This window comes from Rhizobium subbaraonis (genome assembly GCF_900220975.1).
Classification (GTDB): Bacteria; Pseudomonadota; Alphaproteobacteria; order Rhizobiales; family Rhizobiaceae; genus Mycoplana; species Mycoplana subbaraonis.
This window is the reverse complement of the sequence record NZ_OBQD01000008.1, coordinates 56,698-79,823: the sequence shown is the minus strand read 5'-3', so window position 1 is coordinate 79,823 and position 23,126 is coordinate 56,698. Positions and strand designations below refer to the sequence as shown.

Sequence of the window (23,126 nt, the reverse complement as noted above, 5' to 3'; positions counted from 1 at the left end):
CCGGCTCTTTCGCCAGAGAGCTATGCCGAAGCGTCCACCGACGCAAGGCCATCGGGGTACCTTCTCCAAAATCCGATACATTGCCGCTGCGACGTTCATTCAGCCTTAACGCCTCGTCCGGATAATGTCGCGGCCATATCCGCGACCTGCCGGTAGCGGCCTCCGTCCTCAAGGTCGATATGACGCCGAACGAACGATCATTCCGCCTCTCCCTCGTGGTGGCCACGCTTGGCCGCACCAATGAACTGTCGCGTCTGTTTCGGTCGCTGGCGGCGCAGAGCGGACGTGATTTCGAGGTGATCGTGGTCGATCAGAACGAGGATGACCGTCTGCTGGACGTGATCGTGCCGTTCTCTCGGACGCTCGAGATCGTCCACCTGAAGACCGCAAAGAAGGGCGTCTGCCGTGCCCGAAACCTCGGCGCGGCCCAGGCGCGCGGCGAATGGTTGATGTTTCCGGACGACGACTGCTGGTATCCGGCCGACCTGCTGGAACGGTATTTCCGCCTGACGGACCGGATGCCCGCCGACTTCTATTGCGGCCGGGCTACCAATGCCGCCGGTGCCACCATCATGGGCCAGTTCGACACCGAAGCGACCACAATCGACCGCAGCAACGTCTGGACGACACTGATCGAGTGGATGCTCCTCGTGCGGCGAAGCGCTTTTGCCGCGGCCGGCGGGTTCGATGAGAAGATCGGCCCCGGCTCGGGCACGCCATGGGGGGCATACGAGATCCAGGACCTGGCCCTGACGCTCATCGAACGCGGCGAGAGGGGGTACTACGATCCCTCCCTTTTCGGCCACCACCCGGAGGATGGCTGCGACCAGACCGTGCCCGAGAACATCGCCAAGATCCGCCGCTACAGCGCCGGCCTTGGCTATGTGATGCGCAAGCATCGCTTCGGTGCCGCCGGTTTTCTGCCGCGCCTCCTGCGACCGATCGCCGGAATGGCGATCTATGCGCTAACGCTCAGGCCAGACATGGCGCGCCGCTCGCAGCAAATCCTGATCGGCCGCTGGGACGGCTGGCGGACGGCGGCCGGCGTCGTGCGGCCGGCGCAGGATATTTTAACGTATGAGCGCTAGTTTTCCCCCCCGGAGCCGGCGGGGCTGTCAGGGCAGGTAGCAAGGCGCGATGAGCAAGGGCATCATGTCGAATTCGATCACGAACGCGGCGGCGGGAATGCTGCTGCTCGTGACCGGCTTTGCCTGCTCGATCGCCATCGCCCGCCTGCTAGGGCCCGAGGCGAACGGTACCGTCGCCTTTGCGCTCTGGGTCGCCACGACCGGCGCGCTCGTCGCCGAACTGGGAACCGGTGTGCTCTTGATGCGCTGCCTTCCGCAGCTGAAGGCGCGTGGCCTTGGCACCCAGGACCGGCGCGGTTTCGCCGCCTATATCGCCTTGCCAGTCCTTGTCTCCACCGTCCTGCTCGTGATCCTCTATGCGTCCGTTTCGTGGGAAGCCGAGCGCGAAGCGGTGATCGGCACACCGGAAAGCATCGTCATCCTTACAGGCGCGCTTCTCTTCGTGCAGTCGATCGGGGCGCTGACCAAGAACTATCTGCTCGGCGAGCAGCGGGTTTCCGCCTTCTTCCGCATCACGGTTGTTTCGTCGATCCTGCAACTCGTTCTCGTCATCGCTGGCGCCGTCGGCTGGGGCGTGGAAGGCGCGTTGCTTGGCTATATCGCCGGTCAGGCCGCACCCTTTGCCTTTGCGCTCGGGATTGTGCTGGCGCCGCGCAACAGCGCCGGCTTTGCCCCGAAGGCGCTGATATCGTCGTCGGCCGTCCTGTTCTTCGAATTCGTCCTGAGCGCGGTGTTCCTGAACCGGCCCGAGCTCTTCTTTCTCCAGCAGTTTCGGAGCCTGGAGGACGTTGGCTTCTACGCCGTGGCGCTGTCGCTTGCCAATCTGGCGCTGCAACTGCCGGTGCAACTGACGGGCAGCCTGCTGCCGTTCTATGTCCATAGCCGTGAAGGCTCCGACGGCGTCCTGCCGGCCGGCATCTTCGCCGCCGTCACGCGCAGCTTCGCCTACATCACCTTTCCGCTCTGCTTCGGCCTTGCCGCCATCGCCGAACCGCTCGTCGTGACGATCTACGGGGAGAGTTTCAGGCCGAGCGGTCTCATTGTCGCGATCCTCGCCGCCGGCTCGCCGGCCTTCGTCTTCAGCCAGCTGACGACGCAGTACCTCTACTCCATGGATCGCATCGGCATCAGGCTGGTGACGACGGGCATCGGCGCTCTGGCCATGCTCATCGGCTGCATCGCCGTCATTCCGCAGTTCGGGGGCGCAGGTGGTGCGCTGGTGCGCGGCGGCGTCTTCCTGCTGATCTGCGTCCTCCTCCTTCGCAGCATGAAGAGCGCCGACATGTCGCCCAGGCTTGCGCTGACGGTCGGCAAGGTGGCGGCAGCTGCGGCAGTCTGCGCTCTCGCGGCCTTCGCCGTGACCGACATCGTCCGCGGTTTTGCAGGGCTGGCGGCGGGTGTTCTCGCCGGCGCGCTGGGATATGCCGCAGCCCTGCGCCTCCTGCGCGCGGTCGATCCGGCGGATGCACATGTTCTCGACATGGTGCTCTCGCGATCGTCCGCCCGCCTTGCCCCGCTTCGACGCGGCTTGTCCTTCGTCGCCGGGGCGAAGGCGAATGCTCCCGCGGAGTGACTTGCCAGATGCTTTACGTCACGAAAGAGGAAACCGCCGACAGCTTCGATACACTATCCTGGGAGCCGGGTTCGGCTTCGATGCCCGTATCCTTCAGCAGGACGGTCGGGCACTACACACCCGCAATGGCGGGGACGGCGCCGTCGGATTGCGCGGTGCTCTTCCTCAGCCCCTGGGGTTTCGAGGAAATGTGCACGCGCAAGCTCTGGCGCGATCTCGCCGAGCGCTTTGCCGCGTCAGGGGTTTCCAGCCTGCGTTTCGACTACCCCGGCACCGGCGACGCGCCCGACGACATGGAATTTCCCGGTGGTCTTCCGGTATGGGAGGCGGCGATCGAGGCGGCCGCGGCCGAGCTTCGCCGGCTTTCCGGCGCTTCCCGACTGATCCTCGTCGGGCATGGACTTGGTGCGACCTTTGCCGCCCTGAATGCCGGCAGTCTCGGTCCCGTCGAAGGTGCCGTCCTGATGGCACCCGTCATCAGCGGCCGTTTCTACCTGCGCGAACTCGCCGCCTGGTCGAAAATGGTCGATGACGGCCTCGGACTGAGCGACGAACAGCGCATTGCCGCAAAAGTGTCGATCGCCGGGCTGGTCATGCCGGGGGAGATCGCAGCCGCCGTCCGGGGTCTCAGCATTCAGGCCATCGAGGCGATCCCGGCCCGGTCCGTGCTCGTCGTTCATCGTGCCGCGCGGGACAACGAAGCTGCGTTCGCCGATCGGCTGGAGAGCCTCGGTGCGACCGTGACCCGCCGCGACTATGACGGCTACGACGATCTCGTGTCGAATCCCACCATCGCAAGGCAGCCGGAGGCGGTGGCGACCGCCGTTGCCGCCTGGGTCGCCTCGCTGGCCGCGGACACAGGCACCGCCGTCCATCCTGCAATGCCCCCCGCTCCGACAATCGTGGAGGGCGACGAATTCTGCGAGGAGCCGATCCGCTTCGGGCCCCGGCACCGGCTGTTCGGGACGCTCTGCCTGCCGAAGGGTGAGCGGCGTGGCGCCGCGGTCGTGCTTCTCGGTACGGCCTACGACCGGCAGGCTGGCTGGGCGCGCTCCACCGTGGAAACCGCGCGGTACCTGGCCTCAAACGGCGTCGTGTCCCTGCGCTTCGACGCGGCCAATGTCGGCGACAGTCCGCCGGTTGCCGACGCTCCGGGGCAGGTGCTCTTTTCCGCCGGCCAGCAGGACGACGTGCGTGCGGCCTTCGACCTTCTTGGCGGACGCGGGCTCGGGCCTGCCGTGCTCGCCGGGCGCTGTAGCGGGGCCTATCTCGCCTTCCGCAGCGCACTGGAGGAAGAGCGTTGCCTCGGCGTCGTTGCCGTCAATCCGTTCACTTTCGTGTGGGACGAGGACGAGAACGTCGAGGAGGCGCTGCGCTACAACCCGCGTTCCCTTGGCGATTACCGCAAGCGGGCCCTGCGTGCGGACACGTTCAGGCGGCTGGCCTCCGGCGAGATCGACATCCGGCGGGCGGCTGGCAACATATGCCGCCAGCTTGGCAGCCGCGTCGCACGCTCGGCACCTAGCATCTTCTGGCGGCTGTCGAAATTCGGCCGGCTGAGGCATGCGGTGCATGCGTCTTTTGGCAGACTTTCGGAGCGGCACGTTCCGATGCGGCTGATCTACAGCGAAACCGACGTCGGACTGGAACGCTACCACGCCTATTTCGGCGCGGACGGGACGGGCATCAAGGCCTATCCGGGCGTCACCGTCGAGATCGTGCAGGGCGCAGACCACAACATGTCTCCACCGGACGCGAAAACCTTTCTGCGGCGGCATATCCTCGAAATGGCGCTCGCGGCGGCGAAATAGCGCCGGCGAAGCCTTCCAGCCTCAGTTTCTGGCGGCGTCCTTGAAACTAGAACGACAAAGTGCCGGGCAGATTCAGTGCACCGACCTCGCCCGTCGGGCGCTCCAGCCCGCCGGTCCCGGTCAGGCAAATTGCGCGTGGCGTGCCCGGCGCGAGATGGAACCAGTTATCGGACGGCAAAAATCCTGGGCAATCGATATGCACGGACTGGAGGAGCCGGTCCGACGAAATCTGCAACAGCCAGCGTCCGTCGATCTCCTCGAGCACGACTGTCGCCGTTGCCGGATGCAGCGCGCTGGCACGTCCTTGCGGGAAATGGAAAGCCTCTGCGACAGGGGACGCCGTTTCGCGATCGCGCAGGACAGCGACCGTGACGTCATGCGCGGGCGGACCGAAGCGGAAGGCATAGGTCGTGTCGAAGAAGGCGCCGAACAGATCGGTCGCGGCCATCGTCGTAGCCTTGCGTGGATCCAGCGAAAGCTCGCAGCGCCCGGATACCACCGGCTGGCGGCCGTCGCGCAGGCAGGCGATCTCCAGAACGAACCGGCGCTCCGCGTCGGTGTCATTCAGGACATGCAGGTCCAGCCCGTTCGTCCCCTCATCGGACAGCAGAAGCTGCACCGGCCGGAACGCGCGCCGAAGTGCATGCCACGCCGGCTTGGGCAGGCCGGTGGCGTCGATCACGCCCCAGCCGGCGCCCGGCAGCAGATCCTGCAGGGTCCAGACCAGCGCGCCCTTGCAGGTCGATTGCGGGCGACGCCACTCGGCAAATGTCGCCTCCATCACCTCGCCGCTGACCGCCCGCGAGAGATCGAGATAACGAGCCGGATTCTCACGACGCAGGCGCGCGGGATCGCAGTCATAGAGCAGGCCGAGATAATGGTCCCGCACGTCCTCGAAATCCCAGGAAGCACCGCGGTCGCGAGGGACGCGCGCCTTCCAGCGTGGATCGTGGACCGAGGGAACGGGCAGATGCGCATCCAGCGTGGCCTGCTCCGGCACATGGGCGAAGGCGAGCGATTCGGCGGCGAAGCGCACACCGGCCCGGCGCGCATCCTCCAGCGGCCGGGAATAGGCTCCGACGCCATAGTAGTGGGTAACCCCGGCATCGGGCGAGAACGGCATGGCGCCGCCAAAGGGGGAATTGGCAACGTAGGGCACGTCCGGACGCAACGCTTGCGCCACTTCCGGCAGAAGATTGTCGGTCAGCGCACCGCTCCAGCTGGCCTTCGGAAGGCCCAGCATCGCCGCCTGCTGGAACATCTCGCTTCCGCCGCAGAGAACAGCCAGCGACGGCGAAGCGGACAGCCGGCTCAGCAGTTGCTTCGCCTCCTCGCGCAGGAGATCGCAGAACTCCGGATCGGCAGCGGGGTAGTCGAAGTTCGCCAGCATGAAATCCTGCCAGACGAGAATGCCGAGCTCATCGCAAAGGTCGAAGAACGCCTTCGCCTCATAGGTCATCGTGCCGCCGATGCGCAGCATGTTCATGCCCGCTTCTCTCGCCAGGCGAAGCAACGGTGCGTATCGTTCCCGGTCGCCCGGCAGATCGACGATGTCGGCCGTCGTCCACACCGCGCCGCGGCAGAAGACGGGAACGCCGTTCACCTGCAGAGAGAAGCCCGAGCCTTCCGGGCCGCGATCGACATGAAGTCGGCGAAAGCCCGTGCGCCCGATCACCTGCCGGTCTCCTGCGACACGGACTTCGACCGCATGCAGGACGGGCTTTCCATGCGTGTGCGGCCACCAGGGCTCGACGTCCGCCATGGCCAAGTCACCCGACCAGCGGCCATCCGGCATCCGCTCCATCGTCGCGCGAAAACCGGCACAGCAGAGTTCCGGGGGGACAGAGCGATCGCCCGCCCGCAACGAGACGTGAAGATGTCCGTTTCCCTCATCATCTAGAGCGGCACGGATCTGCACATCCTCGAACTTGGCTTCCTGCGGTCGCCTTAGCCGCACCGGCCGGTACGGGCCTACAGCCTGTACCGACGGGCACCAGCCCGGCATGTGACCGAGCAGCGTGGTCCGCACGAGGCGCAGGCCCTGCGGCACGATCATCTGCGGGCGCCAGCGGGCGCGCGGGCCGCGTCGTTCGAGATGCGGCGCCAGGGCGCGGAAGCAGATGGCAAGACGATCATCGCCGCTCACGGTCACGGCGATCTCGTGGGCGACGAACATGGACCGCGTAGAGAGCGTCCTCTCGCCGTTCCAGTAGACCTCCGCGATGGTCGCCAGGCCATCGAGGGCAAGGACGGCCGGGCCCGGTGCGCCGCCTGCAATGTCGAGGAAATACCAGGCGTCCCGGTCGATCAAGGGCTCAGGGTCCGTCCGATCGAACAACCCGGCCCGCTCCAGCGCGCCAGCAACGGTTCCGGGAACAGGGGCGTCAAAAGCGGCCGTCTCTGCGGTACGCATTGAGGGGGCAGACCACGCGCCAGGCGGCGTCAGGCATAGGCGCCAGCCGCTGTCGAGCTTCGTGCCGTGCTCGCGTCTATGATCGCCCATCCTGCCGCTCCGGTTAACCGATGTGCCGGGAGAGCACCTGCATCAGCTCCTCCCAGGCTTCGACGGCCGGGTCCAGTGCAGTTGCGAGCGGCTCGAACCGCTTGCGCGTCACGGCGCGGGCAAGCTGGAACTGAACTGACTTCGCAACTTCGGAAATCCGGCGAGCGGCGTCCGATGCCGGCGCCAGCGAACCGTCTGCTGCGAGCCAGTCGAGATGGCTTGCCGCAAGTTCGAAGTTGGCGCCGACCTGGCGTAGCGTGTTGAAGGCGTATTTGTGGAAGAAGCCGAACGGGCGCTCGGCCACCGCTTGCACCTGTCCCGGGAAAACGCCGGCAAAGGCGGCGATCGGATTTTCTCGGGGCCGGCGCGCGAAATGAAAGCGCAAAAGGCGATGGGCAGCCGCAAGCAGGTCCGCTTCGGATGGATAGGACGAAGGAAACTTGGCAAATTCGGTATAGGGCAGGAACGGCAGCGCATCGGCGGATGCGTTCATCTGGAAAAGCCCGTCGAAATCCTCGCCCTCCAGACGGAAGAAACCGGCGTTGTGGAAATAGTCCAGTACCCGGCCTTCAAGGTCGAGCCGGTTGATTGCAACTGTCGTTTTGCCATGCTCCTGCCGGTAGCCGACACCGCGCGTATCGGGCATGTAAAAGCTATCCATCTCGACGAGGCAGAGCCGGCCGCGGCCGATCTGCTCGGCGACATGCCGCTCCACCCGGTCATAGACCGCAAGCTCCGTACAGCGAATGCCGTACAGCGCCTCGAGATCTTCCAGAGGGACCTTGAAGAAGGTGAACTGGTCGCCCTCGAAATCCTGCGTCAGGGTGAAGCCGAGCATGGCTTCGGGCGAGAGCCCCAGCGCGTGGAGGACTTCGATCCAGAGATCGACATAGCAGTTGGTTTCCGGCCACATGCGCTCCTGGTCGTGAAGCGCGTGCGGCCGGTGGTTGGCGGGATCCAGGCCCGGAAAGACGCTCGGTGCCTGCAAGGTCAGCCCCAGAGGGTCTTGCGGACGTTTTCCGGCCAGTCGGCGACGTCGAGGCCGTGGGTGTGGAACAACGCCAGCGCGATGCGCTCCAGGCCGAAGCCGACGCAGGCGGTGTGCGCCACGCTGCCGTCCTCCATCATCAGCCCCCATTTCGAGCCGAACGCGTCCTGATGGTAGTTAAAGCTCATGCAGGCGGTGGGCTTGGCGACCGAGGTGATCGGGATCAGGAGCTCGAACTTCAGGTTCTGGTCGCGCTGGTTGTTGGCCAGCATCCTGCCGGCCCGCCCGAAGAAGGGATCGTTGGCGACATCGATGGTCACCTCGAGGCCGACGTCCTTCATCATCTGCACACCGCGGTCCATCCAGGACTGGCGGAAATCGGTGACGTGCGTCTCCGTCCCCATGCAGACATATTCGCGCATGCGGAACAGCTGCTGGCGCGCCGGATCCTGCGATGGCTCATGCCGGAAGCAGTAGGATTGGAGATCGTAGAGCGCGCCCTTCGCCGGAATGAGTCCACGCCGTGCGATCGTCGGATAAAGCGGATAGCAGGCGGCGGGCGTCAGGACGATATCGGTCGCCTTCTGGTCCTTCGTCCAGTCCTCCTCGCCGACCTCCATGCACTGCAGCAGGCTCATGTGGTCGAGTTCGTTGCCGCAGAAGGAATGCACGGTGCCCGCCAGCTGCGGGAAGCTCTTCATGTAGCCGCTCTTTTCGAAGAAGGCGCGGTTCATGCCCGGCGGAAAGCGCATGGCCTCGGCGCCATCAGCGCCGCCAAAGCGATCGATCAGGCGCTCGAAGGCTGTGATCACGTCCTCGAACTGGCCGCTGCGGCCGTAGAGGCCCTCAACGCCGGTTTCGATCAGAAGGCCGGCATCGAAAAGCCGGTCGAGAAACGAGGTCTGCATATCCATCGTGCTTCACCCCACGAGACTGGTGTCCTGCTTATGGACAAGCAGGAGATTGGACGTATTGCCGAGAATGCGATCGTTGGAGATCATCAGCTGGGCCGAATGCGCGTCGCGCAAATGGCGCCCGAGGCTGAAGGGGGTACCGTTCTTGTAGCCCATGATCCCGCAGATCAGCATGGCGTGATTGATGATCGTCAGGATCGTTTCCGACGAGCCGATCTTGAGATTGTTCATGGCGACGGCAAAACCCATCGACGAGAGCCGGTCAGGATCTGCCTTTGCCGCCTCGAATTCCCGCAGGCCCTCGACGACATTCGATTTCAACATCTGCAACAGGCTTGAGGCTTCGGCGAGCCGCAGCGCGCCCGGCGGCGTCTGACCGGGGCTCCTGCGCGCCGCAGCGCGCACGAAAGCCTGCGCGCGGGCCACGGCGTTGACGGCGATCCCGTACCAGACCGCGCTCCACAGCAGGTGCGAGGTCGCCAGCATCGACTGCGCCGCGATCTCCGCAAACGGCTTGGGCAGGATCTGGGTTGCCGGCGCCTCGCCCTTGAAGAGATAGCCGTCAGAGCAGGTGCCACGCATGCCGAGCGTGTCCCAGACATGGGTGCGCTCGAGCGTGTACTGGTCCCTGGTGAATACCGTCATCACCTGGTCGGTGGAAGCGGCATCCGGATGGCTGCGCGAGGTGATCAGGATTGCATCGGCGTAGGCACCGTAGGAGATGACGGTCGCGTCCTTCTCCAGCCGGCAGCGGTCGCCCTCGACCGCGATGGCGCAGATGCTGTTGCGGAGGTTGCCGCCGATCCCACCCTCGGTTGTGGCCGATGCCAGCAGCAGCTGCTCGTCGGAGATGCGACGCATGAACGCGCGATGCCAGTCCGCGTCCTCGCCATGCGAGACGAGGCTCGAAGCCTTGATCTGGTGCATGGCGAAGACCATGGCCGACGCCGCACAGGCCTGGCCGATGAGCGAGCAGAGCTCGGCGATATCGGAAATCGACGCGCCTTCGCCGCCGAGACCTGGCGAAATCTGGATCGACAGCAGGCGTTCCGCCCGCATCGCATCGACCGCCTCCTTCGGAAAGCGGCCCTTTGCATCGACATCATCGGCGTGCGCCTCGGCCACGGCGGCCACGCGCGCGGCTCGCTCCGCCAGACCTGCGCCGGTCGACATGTTCATTCGGCGGCCTCCGCGCTGCCCGTGAGACCTTCGACGGTTTTCGCGATGGCGTCGATGCTCTGGAACGACTTGCGGTTGAGAAGGCTGTCAGGGAACTCGAGGTCGAACGCTTCCTCGATCGCCAGCATGATCTGCACGGACGCGAAGGACGACATGCCCGCAGCATAGAGATCGGCATTGTCGGCAACCTGGTCCACTGCGACCGGCAAACCGCCATGCTTGGCGAGCAGTTCACGGATTTTCTGTTTCATGACATTTTCTCCCGCGTGTTCTTTGCGGCCGGCGCACGATGCCGCGCACCTTGCCAGTTCAACCAGAGGCATACACGAGGGAGAGATAAGATGGCCTGAAAGGACATGGATAAATTTCCATGAAAACGCCGCGATGGTCGATCCGCGACATGGCGCAGCTTCCGTCTCCGGCCGCTCCGCCCCGAAAAGCATCGTATTTCCAATATGATTCATTTTGCGCGCGGCGATGAGCATGGTGCCTTTGCCGCAAACGGTTGATCACTTGTTAACCATAATCTGAGAGGTTGAGGACGATCCTGCGGGCGATATCGGCCGCCGGACACGCGTGCAATCGTTGGAATAGGCGTTGCCCGTCCCATACGGGCCTTGGTCATTTGATGGACATCGACATTTTTCAGTTGCCGGGCATCGTGAGGAAGAGGATCCACTACGTCATCCTCGCCGCACTGGCATGCGTCATGTTCGGAATGGTGTTCGTCTTCACCCAGAAACCGTTCTTCCGCTCCACGGCCGAACTCTTCGTCGATACGGGGCGGGGACCGGTGGTCGGCACCGACACCGGCGGCGGCACGAACACGCAGCAGGTAATCGGCAGCCAGGTCTACCTGATCCAGTCGCGCGACGTGCTGCGCGAAGTGGTCAGGAAGCTGGACCTGACGAAAGACCCCTATTTCAATCGCGTCGGTCTTGCATCGAGACTGCTCGGGCAAACGACGGCGGAAGCTGCGACCGTCGACGGCGTGATCAACTCGCTGCTCGAAAATCTCAGCGTCGAGCGCAATGGCGACAGCTATGTGTTCACCGTCACCGTCAAGCACGGCAACAGCGAGATGGCCGCCAAGATCGCCAACGCGATCTCCGAGAGCTACATCGCGATAGCCGACAAGGCACGCCTCGACGTGAACCTGCGCACGACCCGCACCATCGCCGAGCAGGCGGAGGAATTGCGCCAGCGCGTCCTCGACGCACAGGAGGCGGTGGAGAACTTCCGGTCCGAGAACGGAATGATCAGCATAGGCGACCAGGGGCTGATCACCGACCAGCAGCTCGTCGGGCTGAACCAGCAGTTGCTCGCCGCCCGCCAGCAGGTCGAACAGCAGAGGACGGCGTACGAACAGGCGCGGCAGCTCAACGTGTCGAACGTCGAAGCCGGTGCCATTCCCGAGACGCTCAATTCCGGCGCGCTGTCCGGCCTTCGCAGTCGCTACTCCCAGGCGCTCGACCGCCAGGCCGAACTTTCCGCCAACCTCGGCAACGACCATCCGCAGATGCGCGCCATCCGCTCGCAGATCGCCAGCATCCGTAATGCGATCGAAATCGAGCTGCAGCGCGTCCGTGAACTATCGGCGAATACCTACGAGCGTGCCAAGGCCAACCTCGCCTCCCTCGAAACGCGTTTCGACGATCAGGCGGCCTCGACAAAGGACAACGGCAGGCTCCGGTTCCAACTCGTGCAGCTCGTCAGCGAGGCCCAGGCCATCGACGCCGTCTACAAGGCCTTCCTGACGCGGTCGGAGGAGCTCAGCAGGCAGCAGGATCTAGGCAGCGGCAACTCTCGCATCATTTCCGAGGCGGTGCCGTCGGACAAGCCCGTCCAGGCGCCGAAACTCCTGGTGCTGATCGCGGCCGTCCTGTTCGGCTCAGCCGCCGGGGCAGCACTCGCCGTCGCCCGTGAACTCTTTGGCGGCGCCAAGCGGCTCGAGCGACGGCTCGTGACCAAGACCGGCACCCCAATCCTTTCGACGGTCGCTCCCGCCGGACCGCCGCATCCCGGACGGATCGATCAGCTCGTGCAGCGCCTGCCCTTTGCCAGGCCCGCCGCACCTGCAGCGCTTGCGCGCGATACCGGCATTCATCGCCTTTCGCAGCTGCTGCAGGCCGAATTCGCAACCACCCGGCCGGTCACGGTGGCCTTTCTTGCACCTGCAGGCGGCGCCAGCAACGGCCTTGCCGGAGACGTCGCGCGCGACCTTCATGCCGCCGGCGAAGTGGTTCTTCTCGCCAACGGCGCGCTTCGCTCGGGCCTCGGCTCGGCAAGCCGGCAGTCCTGGTCTGTGAAAGTCAGGACCGATGGCGTAAGGCCCAGCGGCCAGGAACTGGAGAACATCCTGCAGGTGGAGCGCATAGGCTCCGGCGGATTGCGACGTCTCGCAGCCCTGTCGTCGTCGCGCATCAGCACAGCGCCGCAAGTCGAGGCCATCGACTTCACGATCGTCGACTGCTGCGGAACCCAGGCGGAAGCCGTCATTCCGACCGTACTCAAGCAGGCAGACGGGATCGTCATCGTTGCGTCGCCGGAAACCGCAGACAACGACGCGCTGGACGCGCTGATGGCCGAGATCGGTCCCTGGCGCGACAAGCTGCTCGGCTGCGTGCTTCTCGCCGGCGGCGGCCGGTAGCGGGGCTTGCCGATGTCGCACACCGGATCGCTTGGCTACGGTTCCCGCTACCCGACGCGCAGCCGGCGCGGCGCGGCAATCCCTGTAGGCGATACCGACGCCCCGGATATTCTACGGAAGGTGGCGACTGCAACCGTTCTTGGCGGGCTGGTGTTCAACGCCATCCTCTGCTTCGTCAACACCCGCATCATGGGAACGGCCGACCGCCACGTCATCATGGCCGAGCTTGCGATCGTGGGCTGCACCGTTCTCGCGGCGATGACCCGCAAGTCGGCATTTTACGTCATCTTCGGGCTGTTCGTCAGCTACATGGTGTTTCTGTTCATGCTGCGCGGCGGTCAGGTCAATCCGAAGGCCGTGCGCGACATTCTCATTCCGCTCGCCTTCTATTTCCTGGCGACGCGGATTGCGGATGTGAAGCTGGCAGACAGGCTCGTGCTGGCGAGCGGCCTGATCGTCGTCGGCTTCGGACTGTTCGAGTATCTGTTCCTGCCGACGTTCCTCGAATACTTCAACGTGATCGGCTACTATCTGGCGCGCGGCACCGTGACGCTGGATCAGGTCTTCGGGCAGACAAAGGGCCTGTTCATCTCCGGGCAGCGGCCGGAGGCACGCACCATCCTGCCCTTCCTCGGGCAGCATCGCGTCTCCTCCGTCTTCCTCGAGCCGGTCTCGATGGGCAACTTCGGCGCCATCATCTACGCCTGGGCTCTTTTTCGCGGCCGGGAATTCAGGCTGCGCTGGGTCGTGTTCCTGCTCGCCTTCACCGTCGTCGCGCTCGCCGACGCCCGCTTCGGCCTGTACACCTGCATCCTCATCACCCTACTCTATCCATTTTACTCTTTCATTCCGCGCCTCGTCTGGGTGGTCATGCCGTTCTTCCTGCTCGCAGTTCTGGCGATCTATGGCATCACGTCGGTTTCGGGGGGCGGGCCGAACGACGTTGCTGGCCGATTTGCGGTCACTGCGCACATCCTCACGCAGCTCGATCTCGGCGTCGTGCTGGGCTGGGAGACGACCAACGCCTTTACGGCCGATTCCGGCATCAGCTACTCGCTGACGGCGTTTGGCATCTTCGGTTTCGTCGCGCTGTGGAGCCTGTTCGTCTATGCCCCGATGGCGGATGCGCGTGGATGGCGTTTCCACTCGATGATGATCATCTATCTGCTGCTTCTGATGCTGATCAGCGACAGCTTCTATTCGATCAAGACCGGAGCGCTGATGTGGTTTCTCGTCGGCACCGCCAGCGCCTACCGCCGGGCCGATGGGCCGCGATCAGGACAATCACGCGCGGCCACGCCCCTGTCCGCATAGCAGACAGGATCACGCAGAACTTTCACAAAGGCCTGATCGTTAGCGGGATTCACCCAAGGCAGGACATGCGTCCTTGGGCGCGGGGATGCTGCCGCCGTACTCCAGTGCCCGCAGCTGCAGGCGATCGCCTTCCTTGGTGGGCTGGATGTTGAGCGCCTCGTTCTCGGGCCACCAGTCGCCGGCCGCCCAGTAGGTCCAGCCGGTCCAGACATCGGGCGAGCCGTCGACAACGGCGGTCATCCGGGAAAGGGCGGTGAGGCACTCGGTCTTCGCAGGCGCGCCAAACTCGCCGAGGAAGCCCCGCTTGCCGTTTTCGCGCAGCCATGCGGTGAAGCGCTCCAGAGCCGAAACCGCCGCATCGGCAGCCTCGCAGGTCTCGTGCGTGCCGGAGAAGTCATTGTCGAGGTATTGGTGAACCTCGTAGGCGAAGTTCCTTTCCGGATCCTCGATACCCAGCATGACGGTCGCATTCGATCCGCCGGGATTGTCGCGCTCCCAGCTGTGCGCACCCGTCCAGATGGTTCCCGGAACGTAGACGAGATTCGTGGCGCCAGCCGAACGGATGGCGGCGATCGCGGCATTCGCGGCCGTCAGCCAATCTGTAGCAGCGATGTCGTGCGGTTCGTTCATCAGGCCGAACTGCACCGCGGGATCGTTCTTGAACTCCGTGGCCAGCCGGTGCCAGAAATCGGCGAAGGCCGCTATCGGCACGTCGGCGGAACCGATCTGCTGGCCCTGATAGTACGCATAGTTGTGCGGATCGAGAACGACGGTGAAGCCGGCCGCCTTCAACCGCTTGACCGCATCGTGAAGCCGTCTGCGTTCACCCATCGCAAACGCCCTGCCGAGCTTCGGCTGAAGCCGCTCCCAGCGGAACGGCAGGCGGGCGCCGTTAAATCCTTTGCCGGCAAAATAGCGGATCGTCTCGTCGCTCGGGTAGATGTAGTCCTTGCCGTAGACGCCGGGAGGATCGCCGAACTCGGCACCGGCGAAGTTCACCCCCCGCAGGCAGGCGGCGGAGACTTCGAGCGGCAGGAGAATGGCCATCAGCAGAGCTCCAACAACACGGGCCGCCATCGGTTTGCCGGGCCGGGTCGCAAGCAAGCCTTTACGCTCAGGTCGGCACTCAGCCATCGGCCGCAACCCCATTGCCTTCAACGCCCTTCGCCGGCGCGACCCGTGCGGCCGGCGCGACAGTTCCGAGTATTTCGGTATAGATCTCGGCATAACGCCCGGCAACCTTGTCCCAGGAATAGCCATTTGCCGCCCGCATCGCTCCGGTCCGGTAGCCGGCGACGTCGCGCGCCAGCCCCAGGAAGGCGGCGTGGATGGTGCCTGCGGCCTCTTCCGCGTCCTGAAAATCGCAAAGCCGCACTTCGGGATGGCTTCCGGCGAGATCAGTATAGGCCTGATTGGGATGGAGCAGCGGCATCAGACCGGCGCTCATCGCCTCCACGGCCACGAGCCCGAAGCCCTCATATTCGGAAGCCGACGCGAAGAGCGAGCAGCCGGACAGCGTATTCCTGATTCCTTCATTCGAGAGCCCGATAAGCACTTCGACATAGTTGTCGAGGTTGCGCTCGGCGATCATCGCCCTCAGTTCCGTCTCGCTGACCTCGCCGGGCACGCCGACGATGAAGAGACGCCAGTCAGGCTCGTGGACGATCAACTGCGACAGGGCATCCAGAAGACGGTCCAGGCGCTTGTTGGACGAAAAGCGTCCGATGGTGACGATCCTGCGCAGCGGCTCCGTCGCACCGGCATCATGGAATTTGGCGACATCGGCGCCGTTGCCAATCTCGACCGTGCGGCGCCCGGCGATCTTGCGGAACAGGCGCGTATCCTGCGCGCTGCAACCGATCACCCTTCGATAGGCAAGTGCCGACAGACGAGTCGCAACATTGAACCAGATGCGCTTGATCGCCGCATATCTCGACGTATGAAAGAAGCCGCCATGCGTGGTCGCCACGAGCGGCTTGCCGTGCAGGACCTTGCCCCATGCCAGCGCGTCGAAGAAGAAGTCGATCGCGTGGACATGGACGAGATCCGCGTCCTTGAGGTGGCGAAAGACCTCCGGGGCGATGGGGTAACGGGTGCTGCCGCGAAAGGGAATGCGAACGACCTCGATACCGTCGATCGTTTCCCTTGCGGGCAGCTTGCGGTCCAGGGCGGTGAAGACGCGGTCGAGCGTCACGACGCGGACCCGATAGCCACGGCTTTGCAACTGACGCGACAGGTTGACGACGACATCCTCCAGCCCGCCGCGGCTCGGCGCGTACTGGCGCACGACCTGCACCACCAGCGGCGCGCGCCGCTCGAAATCTGCAGAAAGACTACCTTGCCGCGCCGCGTCCATCCCGTCACCCGCACGTTTCAGGCGCCGCGCGCCCCACAAGCCACCTGCAGAAGCGCATCAAGCGATTAAGGCGGCGTTAAGGCGCAAACATTGTTGTGCCGTACTGACGTCGAACGTCGGCACGTGGTAAATGGACCCGCAACAGTTGTACCCTCGATATTGGCCGCGACCGCTCAATGCGCCTCGTCCCAGTTCAGTGCGGCGCGTGCGTCGACCTTCAGCGGCACCTTCATCGATACTGCCGGCATCGAAGCGTTTTCCATCACGCCGACGATGACCGGGATCGCACGCTCGACGTCCCCATCCTCCACCTCGAAGATGAGCTCGTCATGTACCTGCAACAGCATGCGGACGGCGGAAAGCCCGCTCTCGGCGAGTGCGGGCTCCATCTTGACCATCGCCCGGCGGATGATGTCCGCAGCCGAACCCTGTATCGGAGCATTGATGGCGGCCCGTTCGTTGAAGGCCCGCACGGAAGGGTTGGACGACTTGATCTCGGGATAGTGCGCCCGGCGGCCGAAGATCGTTTCGACATAGCCGTTGCCACGGGCGAAGGCCTTGGTGGAATCCATATAGTCCCTGATGCCGGGAAAGCGCTCGAAGTAGCGCTTGATGTAGTCGCCCGCTTCCGACCGCTCGATCGACAGCTGATTGGCGAGCCCGAAGGCCGAGATGCCGTAGATGATGCCGAAATTGATCGCCTTGGCGCGGCGGCGCACTTCGGCGGGCATGTCCTTCACCGGTACGCCGAACATCTCGGATGCCGTCATGGCGTGAATGTCGACGCCGTCCGCGAAGGCCTGCTTCAACTGCGGAATGTCGGCAACATGCGCAAGCACCCGCAGTTCGATCTGGCTGTAGTCGGCCGATACCAGCTTGTGGCCGGGGGAGGCGATGAAGGCGGTGCGGATCTTGCGTCCTTCGGCCGTTCGCACGGGGATGTTCTGCAAGTTCGGATCTGACGATGACAGACGACCGGTGGTGGTCGCTGCGAGCGCGTATGAGGTGTGCACACGCCGGGTGTCGGGATGGACGAAGCCTGGCAGCGCATCGGTATAGGTCGACTTAAGCTTGGTCAGCTGACGCCAGTCGACGATCTTGCGCGGCAAGGGAATGCCTTGGGCCGCCAGGTCTTCCAGCACCTGTGCGGAGGTCGACCATTGCCCCGTCTTCGTCTTCGAACCGCCGGGCAGGCCCATCTTTCCGAACAGGATGTCGCCCAGCTGCTTGGGCGAGCCGATCGTGAAACGCTCGCCTGCAAGTTCGTAGATCTCGTCCTCCAGCGCGGCTGCACCCTGGGCGAGGTCACCGGAGAGGCGGGCGAGGATCTGTCGATCAATGGTGATGCCACGCTCTTCCATGTGCGCGAGCACCGGCACGAGCGGCCGCTCCAGGCGCTCGTAGACCGCCGTCATCCGTTCAGCCGGCAGCCGCGGCTTCAACACGTGCCACAGACGAAGCGTGACGTCGGCGTCCTCCGCCGCGTAGGCCGTCGCCCGGTCGATATCGACCATGTCGAAGGTCTGGGCGCCCTTGCCGCTGCCAGCGACATCCTTGTAGGCGATCGGCTTGTGGCCGAGCCAGCGCTCCGACAGCGCATCCATGCCATGCGTTCCCGCCCCCGCATCGAGCGCGTAGGACATCAGCATGGTGTCGTCGAAGCTCTGGACGGTGATGCCGTGGCGCTTCATGACGAGATAGTCGTATTTCAGGTTCTGCGCGACCTTGAGGATTGCGGGATCCTCAAGCAGGTCCTTCAGCCGCACAAGTGCGTCGCGCATCGGTATCTGCCCGTCCACGAGCCCGCCGCCAAGAAGATCGCCGGCGCCGGCCTTGTGCAGCAGCGGAACGTAGGCGGCCCGGATGGCGATACCGGTGGGATCCGTCGCATTGTCGGCGATTGCCAGCGAGAAGCCGCAAAGCTCGGCCTGCATGGCATCCAGCGATGTCGTCTCCGTGTCGAAGGCGACGAGGCCGGTTTCGCGCGCGTCCGCGATCCAGCGGTCGAGCGTCGCGAGGTCGCGGATCGTCACATAGGAAGAATGATCGATCGGCTTGCCGGAAAAAAGCGCGGCCCTCGATTTCGCGAGTGTGGCGGGTTCATGTCCGTTGGCCGAAGCACTCGGCAGGAGGGTCTCAGCCGCCTCGGCAGCACTCTCCGCGAGCGAACCGGACATGGGGCTGGCGCCGCCGGCCTCACCCTTGTCGAGGTCGGGACCGTGGGCCTCCGCCCCCCAATCGACAGGCACGACGGCTGCATCGATCGCCGAAGCATCGCAATCGCACGCCTCGGCTACCCGCCGCGTCAACGTGGTGAACTCCATCGCCTTGAGGAAGGCAATCAGCTTCGGCCCGTCCTGCGCTTCGAGCACGAGATCATCGAGCGGCACATCGAGCGGCGTGTCCGTCTTCAGGGTCACGAGTTCGCGCGACAACAGCGCCTGGGCGCGGTTCGCGATGATATTCTCGCGCCGCTTCTGCTGCTTGATTTCCTCCGCGCGCGCCAGCAGCGTGTCGAGATCGCCGTATTCCTCCAGGAGCTGGGCCGCCGTCTTTGGACCGATACCGGGGATGCCCGGGACGTTGTCGGTCGAATCGCCGGTCATCGCCTGCAGGTCGATCATCTTGTCCGGCGTCACCCCCCATTTCTCGATCACTTCGGGTATCGCGATCTGCTTGTCCTTCATGCTGTCGTACATCGACACTTTCGACGTTACGAGCTGCATCAGATCCTTGTCCGAGGAGACGATCGTGACGTCGGCGCCGGCTGCCTCGGCGAGCCGCGCATAGGTGGCGATCAGGTCGTCGGCCTCGTAGCCCTCCTTCTCGATGCAGGGAAGGTTGAAGGCACGCGTTGCGTGGCGGATCAGGCCGAACTGCGGGATCAGGTCTTCCGGCGGGGCGGTGCGGTTCGCCTTGTATTGATCGTAGAGCGCGTTGCGGAAGGTCTTCGAGGAATAGTCGAAGATGACGGCGAAATGGGTGGGCGTGACGCCGACATCGGTGTTGCGCGCATCCTTGAGCAGCTTCCACAACATGTTGCAGAAGCCCGACACGGCGTTGACCGGCAGACCGTCCGATTTCCGGTTCAGCGGCGGGATCGCATGAAAGGCCCGAAAGATGAATCCGGAGCCGTCGACGAGGAAGAGATGATCACCATTTTTCATGGGCGAATGGATAGCGCGCGCCGCTTCCCGCGTCCATCGTCCATTGCAGTTGGGCAGGGCCAGCCAAACCGCTTTGAGACTCACACAAACGTTACCGATTTGTAATTTTCGCCGGCGTGCAAGTCCCTTGAAAAGCCACAATCCGGGGACCAAATGATACTCATCGGCACCTGATAAAGCCGTGGTCTGGCATCCCGGCCTGTCCCCCGCCGCGCCAGACCAGAGGACAAAGGCCTTATCCCCCTCTCCGGGCCTTTGTCCACAATTTGCAGAAGCCGCTGCAGGCGTTACCTCCCGCCTGCAGCGGCTTTTGTCATTCCGGAGCAGGTGGCGATTTCGCTCCCAACCGACAAGTGCCCCCGATTGCCCGGAATCGAAATCCGGCATAGCCTTCTCGAATGGTGTTCGACCGGAGGGAATCGGCCGCTTATCTTGCCGGGTTGCTGGCAAAGGAGGCCGCGCGTGCGTTGCAGGCCCGCGCCAGGCAGTCCGGTTTTGCGCCGGGGCAGCTGCCGGTGCTTCTGGAACTGTGGGCCGGCGACGGCCTGACCCAGCGGCAACTGCTGGATCGCCTCGACATTGAGCAGGCTACGATGGCCAATACCCTCGCACGCATGGAGCGCGACGGGCTGATCACGCGATCGCCGCATCCAAACGACAAGCGCGCGCAGCTGATCCATCTGAGCGAACGTGGGCAGGCGATGCGCGCTGAGGCCCTGGCCGCCGCGGAAGACGCCGAGAGTGAGCTGTTTCGCGGGTTCCGCAGGTTCGAGAGGGAACTGCTTCTGGAGTACATGCGCATGATGATCGCCAATATCGCGCGCTGAGCGCGTTCTTGAGAACGCACGGCCTTTCTTGGAACGGTCACAATCGCTAATGTCCGGTCGAAAAGAAGGATTCGACCATGACCAACCTGCTTCCCGTCCTCGATCATGCAGCAGCGAGCGTTCCGGCCGCCCTTGAGCGCCTGTTCGACCTCGTCCGCATCAAGTCCATCTCCACCGATCCCGCCTATAAGGCAGAGGTACAGCGCGGGGCCGAATGGCTGGTGAACGAACTGCGCTCGCTGGGGTTCGATGCCACGGTTCGCGACACCGCCGGCCACCCGATGGTGGTCGCCCATCATGACGGCGCCACGGCGGATGCGCCGCATGTCCTCTTCTATGGGCACTACGACGTTCAGCCCGTCGATCCGCTGGAACTTTGGGAACACGATCCCTTCGATCCGGCAGTGCGCGACATCGCCGGTGGCCGCCGGATCATCACGGGCCGCGGCACGTCCGACGACAAGGGCCAGCTGATGACCTTCGTCGAAGCCTGCCGCGCCTACAAGGAGACGATCGGCGCCCTGCCCTGCAAGGTGACCATCCTGTTCGAGGGAGAGGAAGAGTCCGGTTCGCCTTCGCTTAAACCCTTCCTGGAAGCCAACGCTGCCGAGCTGAAAGCGGATTTCGCCCTCGTTTGCGATACCAACATGTGGGATGCGGAGACGCCTGCGATCTCGGCGGGCCTGCGCGGGCTCGTCGGCGAGGAGATCGTCGTCAAGGCGGCCGACCGCGACCTTCACTCCGGATACTTCGGGGGGGCGGCGGCCAATCCGATCCATATCCTCGCCGAGATCCTGGCAGGCCTCCATGACGCGGACGGACGCGTAACGCTCGAAGGGTTTTATGACGGCGTCGAGGAGACGCCTGAAAACATCAAGGCCTCCTGGGACAAGCTCGGGCAGACGGCGGACAAGTTCCTGGGCGAAATCGGCCTCTCGGTTCCCGCCGGCGAGAAGAACCGTTCCGTGCTCGAGCTGACCTGGGCGCGGCCGACGGCAGAGGTCAACGGCATCCTCGGCGGCTATACCGGCGACGGCTTCAAGACGGTGATCGCTGCCCAGGCGTCGGCGAAGGTTTCGTTCCGGCTCGTCGGCAAGCAGGATCCGGCAAAGATCCGCGATGCGTTCCGCGCCTATGTGCGATCGAAGATCCCGGCGGACTGCTCCGTCAGCTTCCACGCCCATGGCGGCTCTCCGGCAATCCAGCTGCCCTATGATTCGCCGCTTCTGAACAAGGCGAAGGATGCCCTTTCGCAGGAGTGGCCCAAGCCTGCCGTGATGATCGGCATGGGCGGGTCCATCCCGATCGTCGGCGATTTCCAGCGGATGCTCGGCATGGAATCGCTTCTCGTCGGCTTCGGACTGTCGGACGACCGGATCCATTCGCCGAACGAGAAGTATGAACTGCGGTCCTTCGAAAAGGGCATCCGTTCGTGGGTGCGCATTCTCGCCGCACTCGGCGCCCGCTGAGCGCTGCCGTCGATAGCCCGGGAGCGATCACGATTGCGTATCCCGGGCGCATGCGGCATTGCGAATCATTGTCCTGCCTATTCCATGTGTTTAACCTGCTCCGATAGTTCCGAAAGCGAGGGCAGGTCCGCACGGCCAGCGTTGCGGAGGAAAAGAGGCCAAGGGGAAGCACGGCATGACTGACAATCGCGCACATCGTCCGCAATCGGAGCAGTCCTGGAAGGACGGTAGCCGCTGCGGACGGGCGCCGGGCGCATGAAGCTCAATAAGTTTTTCTGGCCGCTCATCGGCGCAGCCGCAATCGTATTTTCGCTCTGGATCCTCTACCACGACCTCAGGGGCCTTTCGTTCCACGAATTCCGGGAAAGCCTGCTGGCCATTCCGCCTTCCGGCTGGATACTGGCAGCGCTTGCGACGATTGCCGCCTATGCCGCGCTCGCTGCCTACGACCACCTGGCGCTGGAGCACCTGGGCCGTCGCATATCGCTCTGGTTCATTACCGTCGCCTCTTTCACGGCTTATGCGCTGGCCCACAATATCGGCGCCTCGGTCTTTTCCGGCGCTGTCGTGCGCTACCGCGCCTATTCCTCCAAGGGGCTTTCGGCAAGCGAGGTGGGCGTACTCGTCGCCTTCTGTTCCTTCACCTTCGCGCTCGGAACCGCTGTCCTCATGGGCCTCGTGCTGATCATCGAGCCGGAAATCATCGAGCGGGTATCGGAGGTACTTCCGGTCGAGGCGGCGTTCTCGACAGGCGTCCTGATCCTGGCGCTCGTTTCGCTCTATGTCATCGGCAGCCTGGTCGGATTCCGTCCGATCCGGACCCGCTGGCTTAAACTCGAATACCCGCGCCCCTCGATCGCTTTTCGGCAACTGCTGATCGCGCCGGTGGAGCTACTCGCGGCCGCAGCCATCATCTATTTCGTGCTGCCGGAAGCCGGCAATCCCGGCTATCTCGTGGTGCTGGGCATCTTCCTCGCCTCGTTCTCGGCCGCTCTCCTGTCGCATGCGCCGGGCGGAATCGGCGTACTCGAACTGATCTTCATCGCCGGCCTGCCCGAGCTCAGCCCGGTGGACGTGCTCGCCGCGCTCGCGGTGTTCCGCATCCTCTACCTGATCATTCCGTTCGTGCTGGGTCTGGCTGCCGTCTTGGCGTTCGAACACGCGCGCTACACCCAGTCAAAGCGCGAGGAGAAGACAAATACAGGCGGCTGATCCGGTTCATCCTGCATTCAGCCGAATAGCCGCATGATGGCGACCGTCTTAGAATCCAGATTGGCTTTCGGGAGT

At 64.3% G+C, this 23,126-nt stretch carries 16 protein-coding genes; 8 read left to right on the top strand and 8 right to left on the bottom strand.

From position 1 onward, the window contains the following. The first annotated feature begins 179 nt into the window (after positions 1-179). The 3 genes from CRO48_RS13530 to CRO48_RS13520 are packed head-to-tail and all read left to right on the top strand — an operon-like array spanning position 180 to position 4,472. Positions 180-1,088 (top strand): glycosyltransferase family 2 protein, encoded by a 909-nt coding sequence (locus CRO48_RS13530; RefSeq protein ID WP_097140119.1) that lies wholly within the window; start codon positions 180-182, stop codon positions 1,086-1,088. A 49-nt stretch (positions 1,089-1,137) separates the two neighbouring features. Then, complete coding sequence (locus CRO48_RS13525) at positions 1,138-2,661, top strand: lipopolysaccharide biosynthesis protein (RefSeq protein WP_097140117.1); 1,524 nt, start codon at positions 1,138-1,140, stop codon at positions 2,659-2,661. 8 nt (positions 2,662-2,669) lie between these two features. Beyond that, positions 2,670-4,472 (top strand): alpha/beta hydrolase family protein, encoded by a 1,803-nt coding sequence (locus tag CRO48_RS13520; protein ID WP_097140115.1) that lies wholly within the window; start codon positions 2,670-2,672, stop codon positions 4,470-4,472. 46 nt (positions 4,473-4,518) lie between these two features. Here the strand turns inward: CRO48_RS13520 and CRO48_RS13515 are convergent, their stop codons facing one another. From CRO48_RS13515 to CRO48_RS13495, 5 genes are read right to left on the bottom strand one after another with little or no spacing between them, the layout of a single operon-like run. After that, entirely contained in the window at positions 4,519-6,975 is a 2,457-nt protein-coding gene (locus CRO48_RS13515; protein ID WP_097140113.1) for a glycoside hydrolase family 2 protein, read from the bottom strand. 13 nt (positions 6,976-6,988) lie between these two features. After that, positions 6,989-7,975, bottom strand: coding sequence for a DUF1839 family protein (locus tag CRO48_RS13510; protein ID WP_097140493.1), 987 nt, complete (start codon positions 7,973-7,975; stop codon positions 6,989-6,991). After that, a complete protein-coding gene (locus CRO48_RS13505) occupies positions 7,966-8,877 on the bottom strand; it encodes an amino acid--[acyl-carrier-protein] ligase (RefSeq protein WP_097140111.1) in 912 nt (303 codons plus the stop codon). Before CRO48_RS13505 ends, CRO48_RS13510 begins: the two co-directional genes overlap by 10 nt. Before the next feature lie 6 nt (positions 8,878-8,883). Beyond that, a complete protein-coding gene (locus CRO48_RS13500) occupies positions 8,884-10,056 on the bottom strand; it encodes an acyl-CoA dehydrogenase family protein (protein WP_097140109.1) in 1,173 nt (390 codons plus the stop codon). Further along, entirely contained in the window at positions 10,053-10,307 is a 255-nt protein-coding gene (locus tag CRO48_RS13495; RefSeq protein WP_097140107.1) for an acyl carrier protein, read from the bottom strand. The genes CRO48_RS13500 and CRO48_RS13495 overlap by 4 nt, the downstream gene beginning before the upstream one ends. A gap of 377 nt (positions 10,308-10,684) precedes the next feature. On the opposite strand from CRO48_RS13495, the gene CRO48_RS13490 reads away from it, so the two are divergent. Next, positions 10,685-12,706, top strand: coding sequence for a GumC family protein (locus tag CRO48_RS13490; RefSeq protein WP_141402052.1), 2,022 nt, complete (start codon positions 10,685-10,687; stop codon positions 12,704-12,706). Positions 12,707-12,718: 12 nt separating this feature from the next. After that, a complete protein-coding gene (locus CRO48_RS13485; protein WP_097140103.1) occupies positions 12,719-14,020 on the top strand; it encodes a UDP-phosphate alpha N-acetylglucosaminyltransferase in 1,302 nt (433 codons plus the stop codon). Positions 14,021-14,059: 39 nt separating this feature from the next. Here CRO48_RS13485 and CRO48_RS13480 read toward each other — a convergent pair whose 3' ends face one another. The 3 genes from CRO48_RS13480 to polA form a co-directional block, all read right to left on the bottom strand. Beyond that, the gene (locus CRO48_RS13480) at positions 14,060-15,067 is read right to left on the bottom strand and encodes a glycoside hydrolase family 5 protein (RefSeq protein ID WP_245423521.1); all 1,008 of its coding nucleotides are present in this window, start codon (positions 15,065-15,067) and stop codon (positions 14,060-14,062) included. 79 nt (positions 15,068-15,146) lie between these two features. Continuing rightward, positions 15,147-16,376, bottom strand: coding sequence for a glycosyltransferase family 4 protein (locus CRO48_RS13475; protein ID WP_097140099.1), 1,230 nt, complete (start codon positions 16,374-16,376; stop codon positions 15,147-15,149). A 173-nt stretch (positions 16,377-16,549) separates the two neighbouring features. Beyond that, entirely contained in the window at positions 16,550-19,543 is a 2,994-nt protein-coding gene (gene polA, locus CRO48_RS13470) for a DNA polymerase I (protein ID WP_097140097.1), read from the bottom strand. A 398-nt stretch (positions 19,544-19,941) separates the two neighbouring features. On the opposite strand from polA, the gene CRO48_RS13465 reads away from it, so the two are divergent. From CRO48_RS13465 to CRO48_RS13455, 3 genes are all read left to right on the top strand, one after another. Further along, entirely contained in the window at positions 19,942-20,370 is a 429-nt protein-coding gene (locus tag CRO48_RS13465; protein ID WP_097140095.1) for a MarR family winged helix-turn-helix transcriptional regulator, read from the top strand. A 77-nt stretch (positions 20,371-20,447) separates the two neighbouring features. Continuing rightward, a complete protein-coding gene (locus tag CRO48_RS13460) occupies positions 20,448-21,839 on the top strand; it encodes a dipeptidase (RefSeq protein ID WP_097140093.1) in 1,392 nt (463 codons plus the stop codon). Between the two features lie 255 nt (positions 21,840-22,094). After that, on the top strand, positions 22,095-23,051 hold the full coding sequence (locus CRO48_RS13455) for a lysylphosphatidylglycerol synthase transmembrane domain-containing protein (RefSeq protein WP_097140091.1): 957 nt from the start codon (positions 22,095-22,097) through the stop codon (positions 23,049-23,051). The last annotated feature ends 75 nt before the right edge of the window (positions 23,052-23,126 follow it).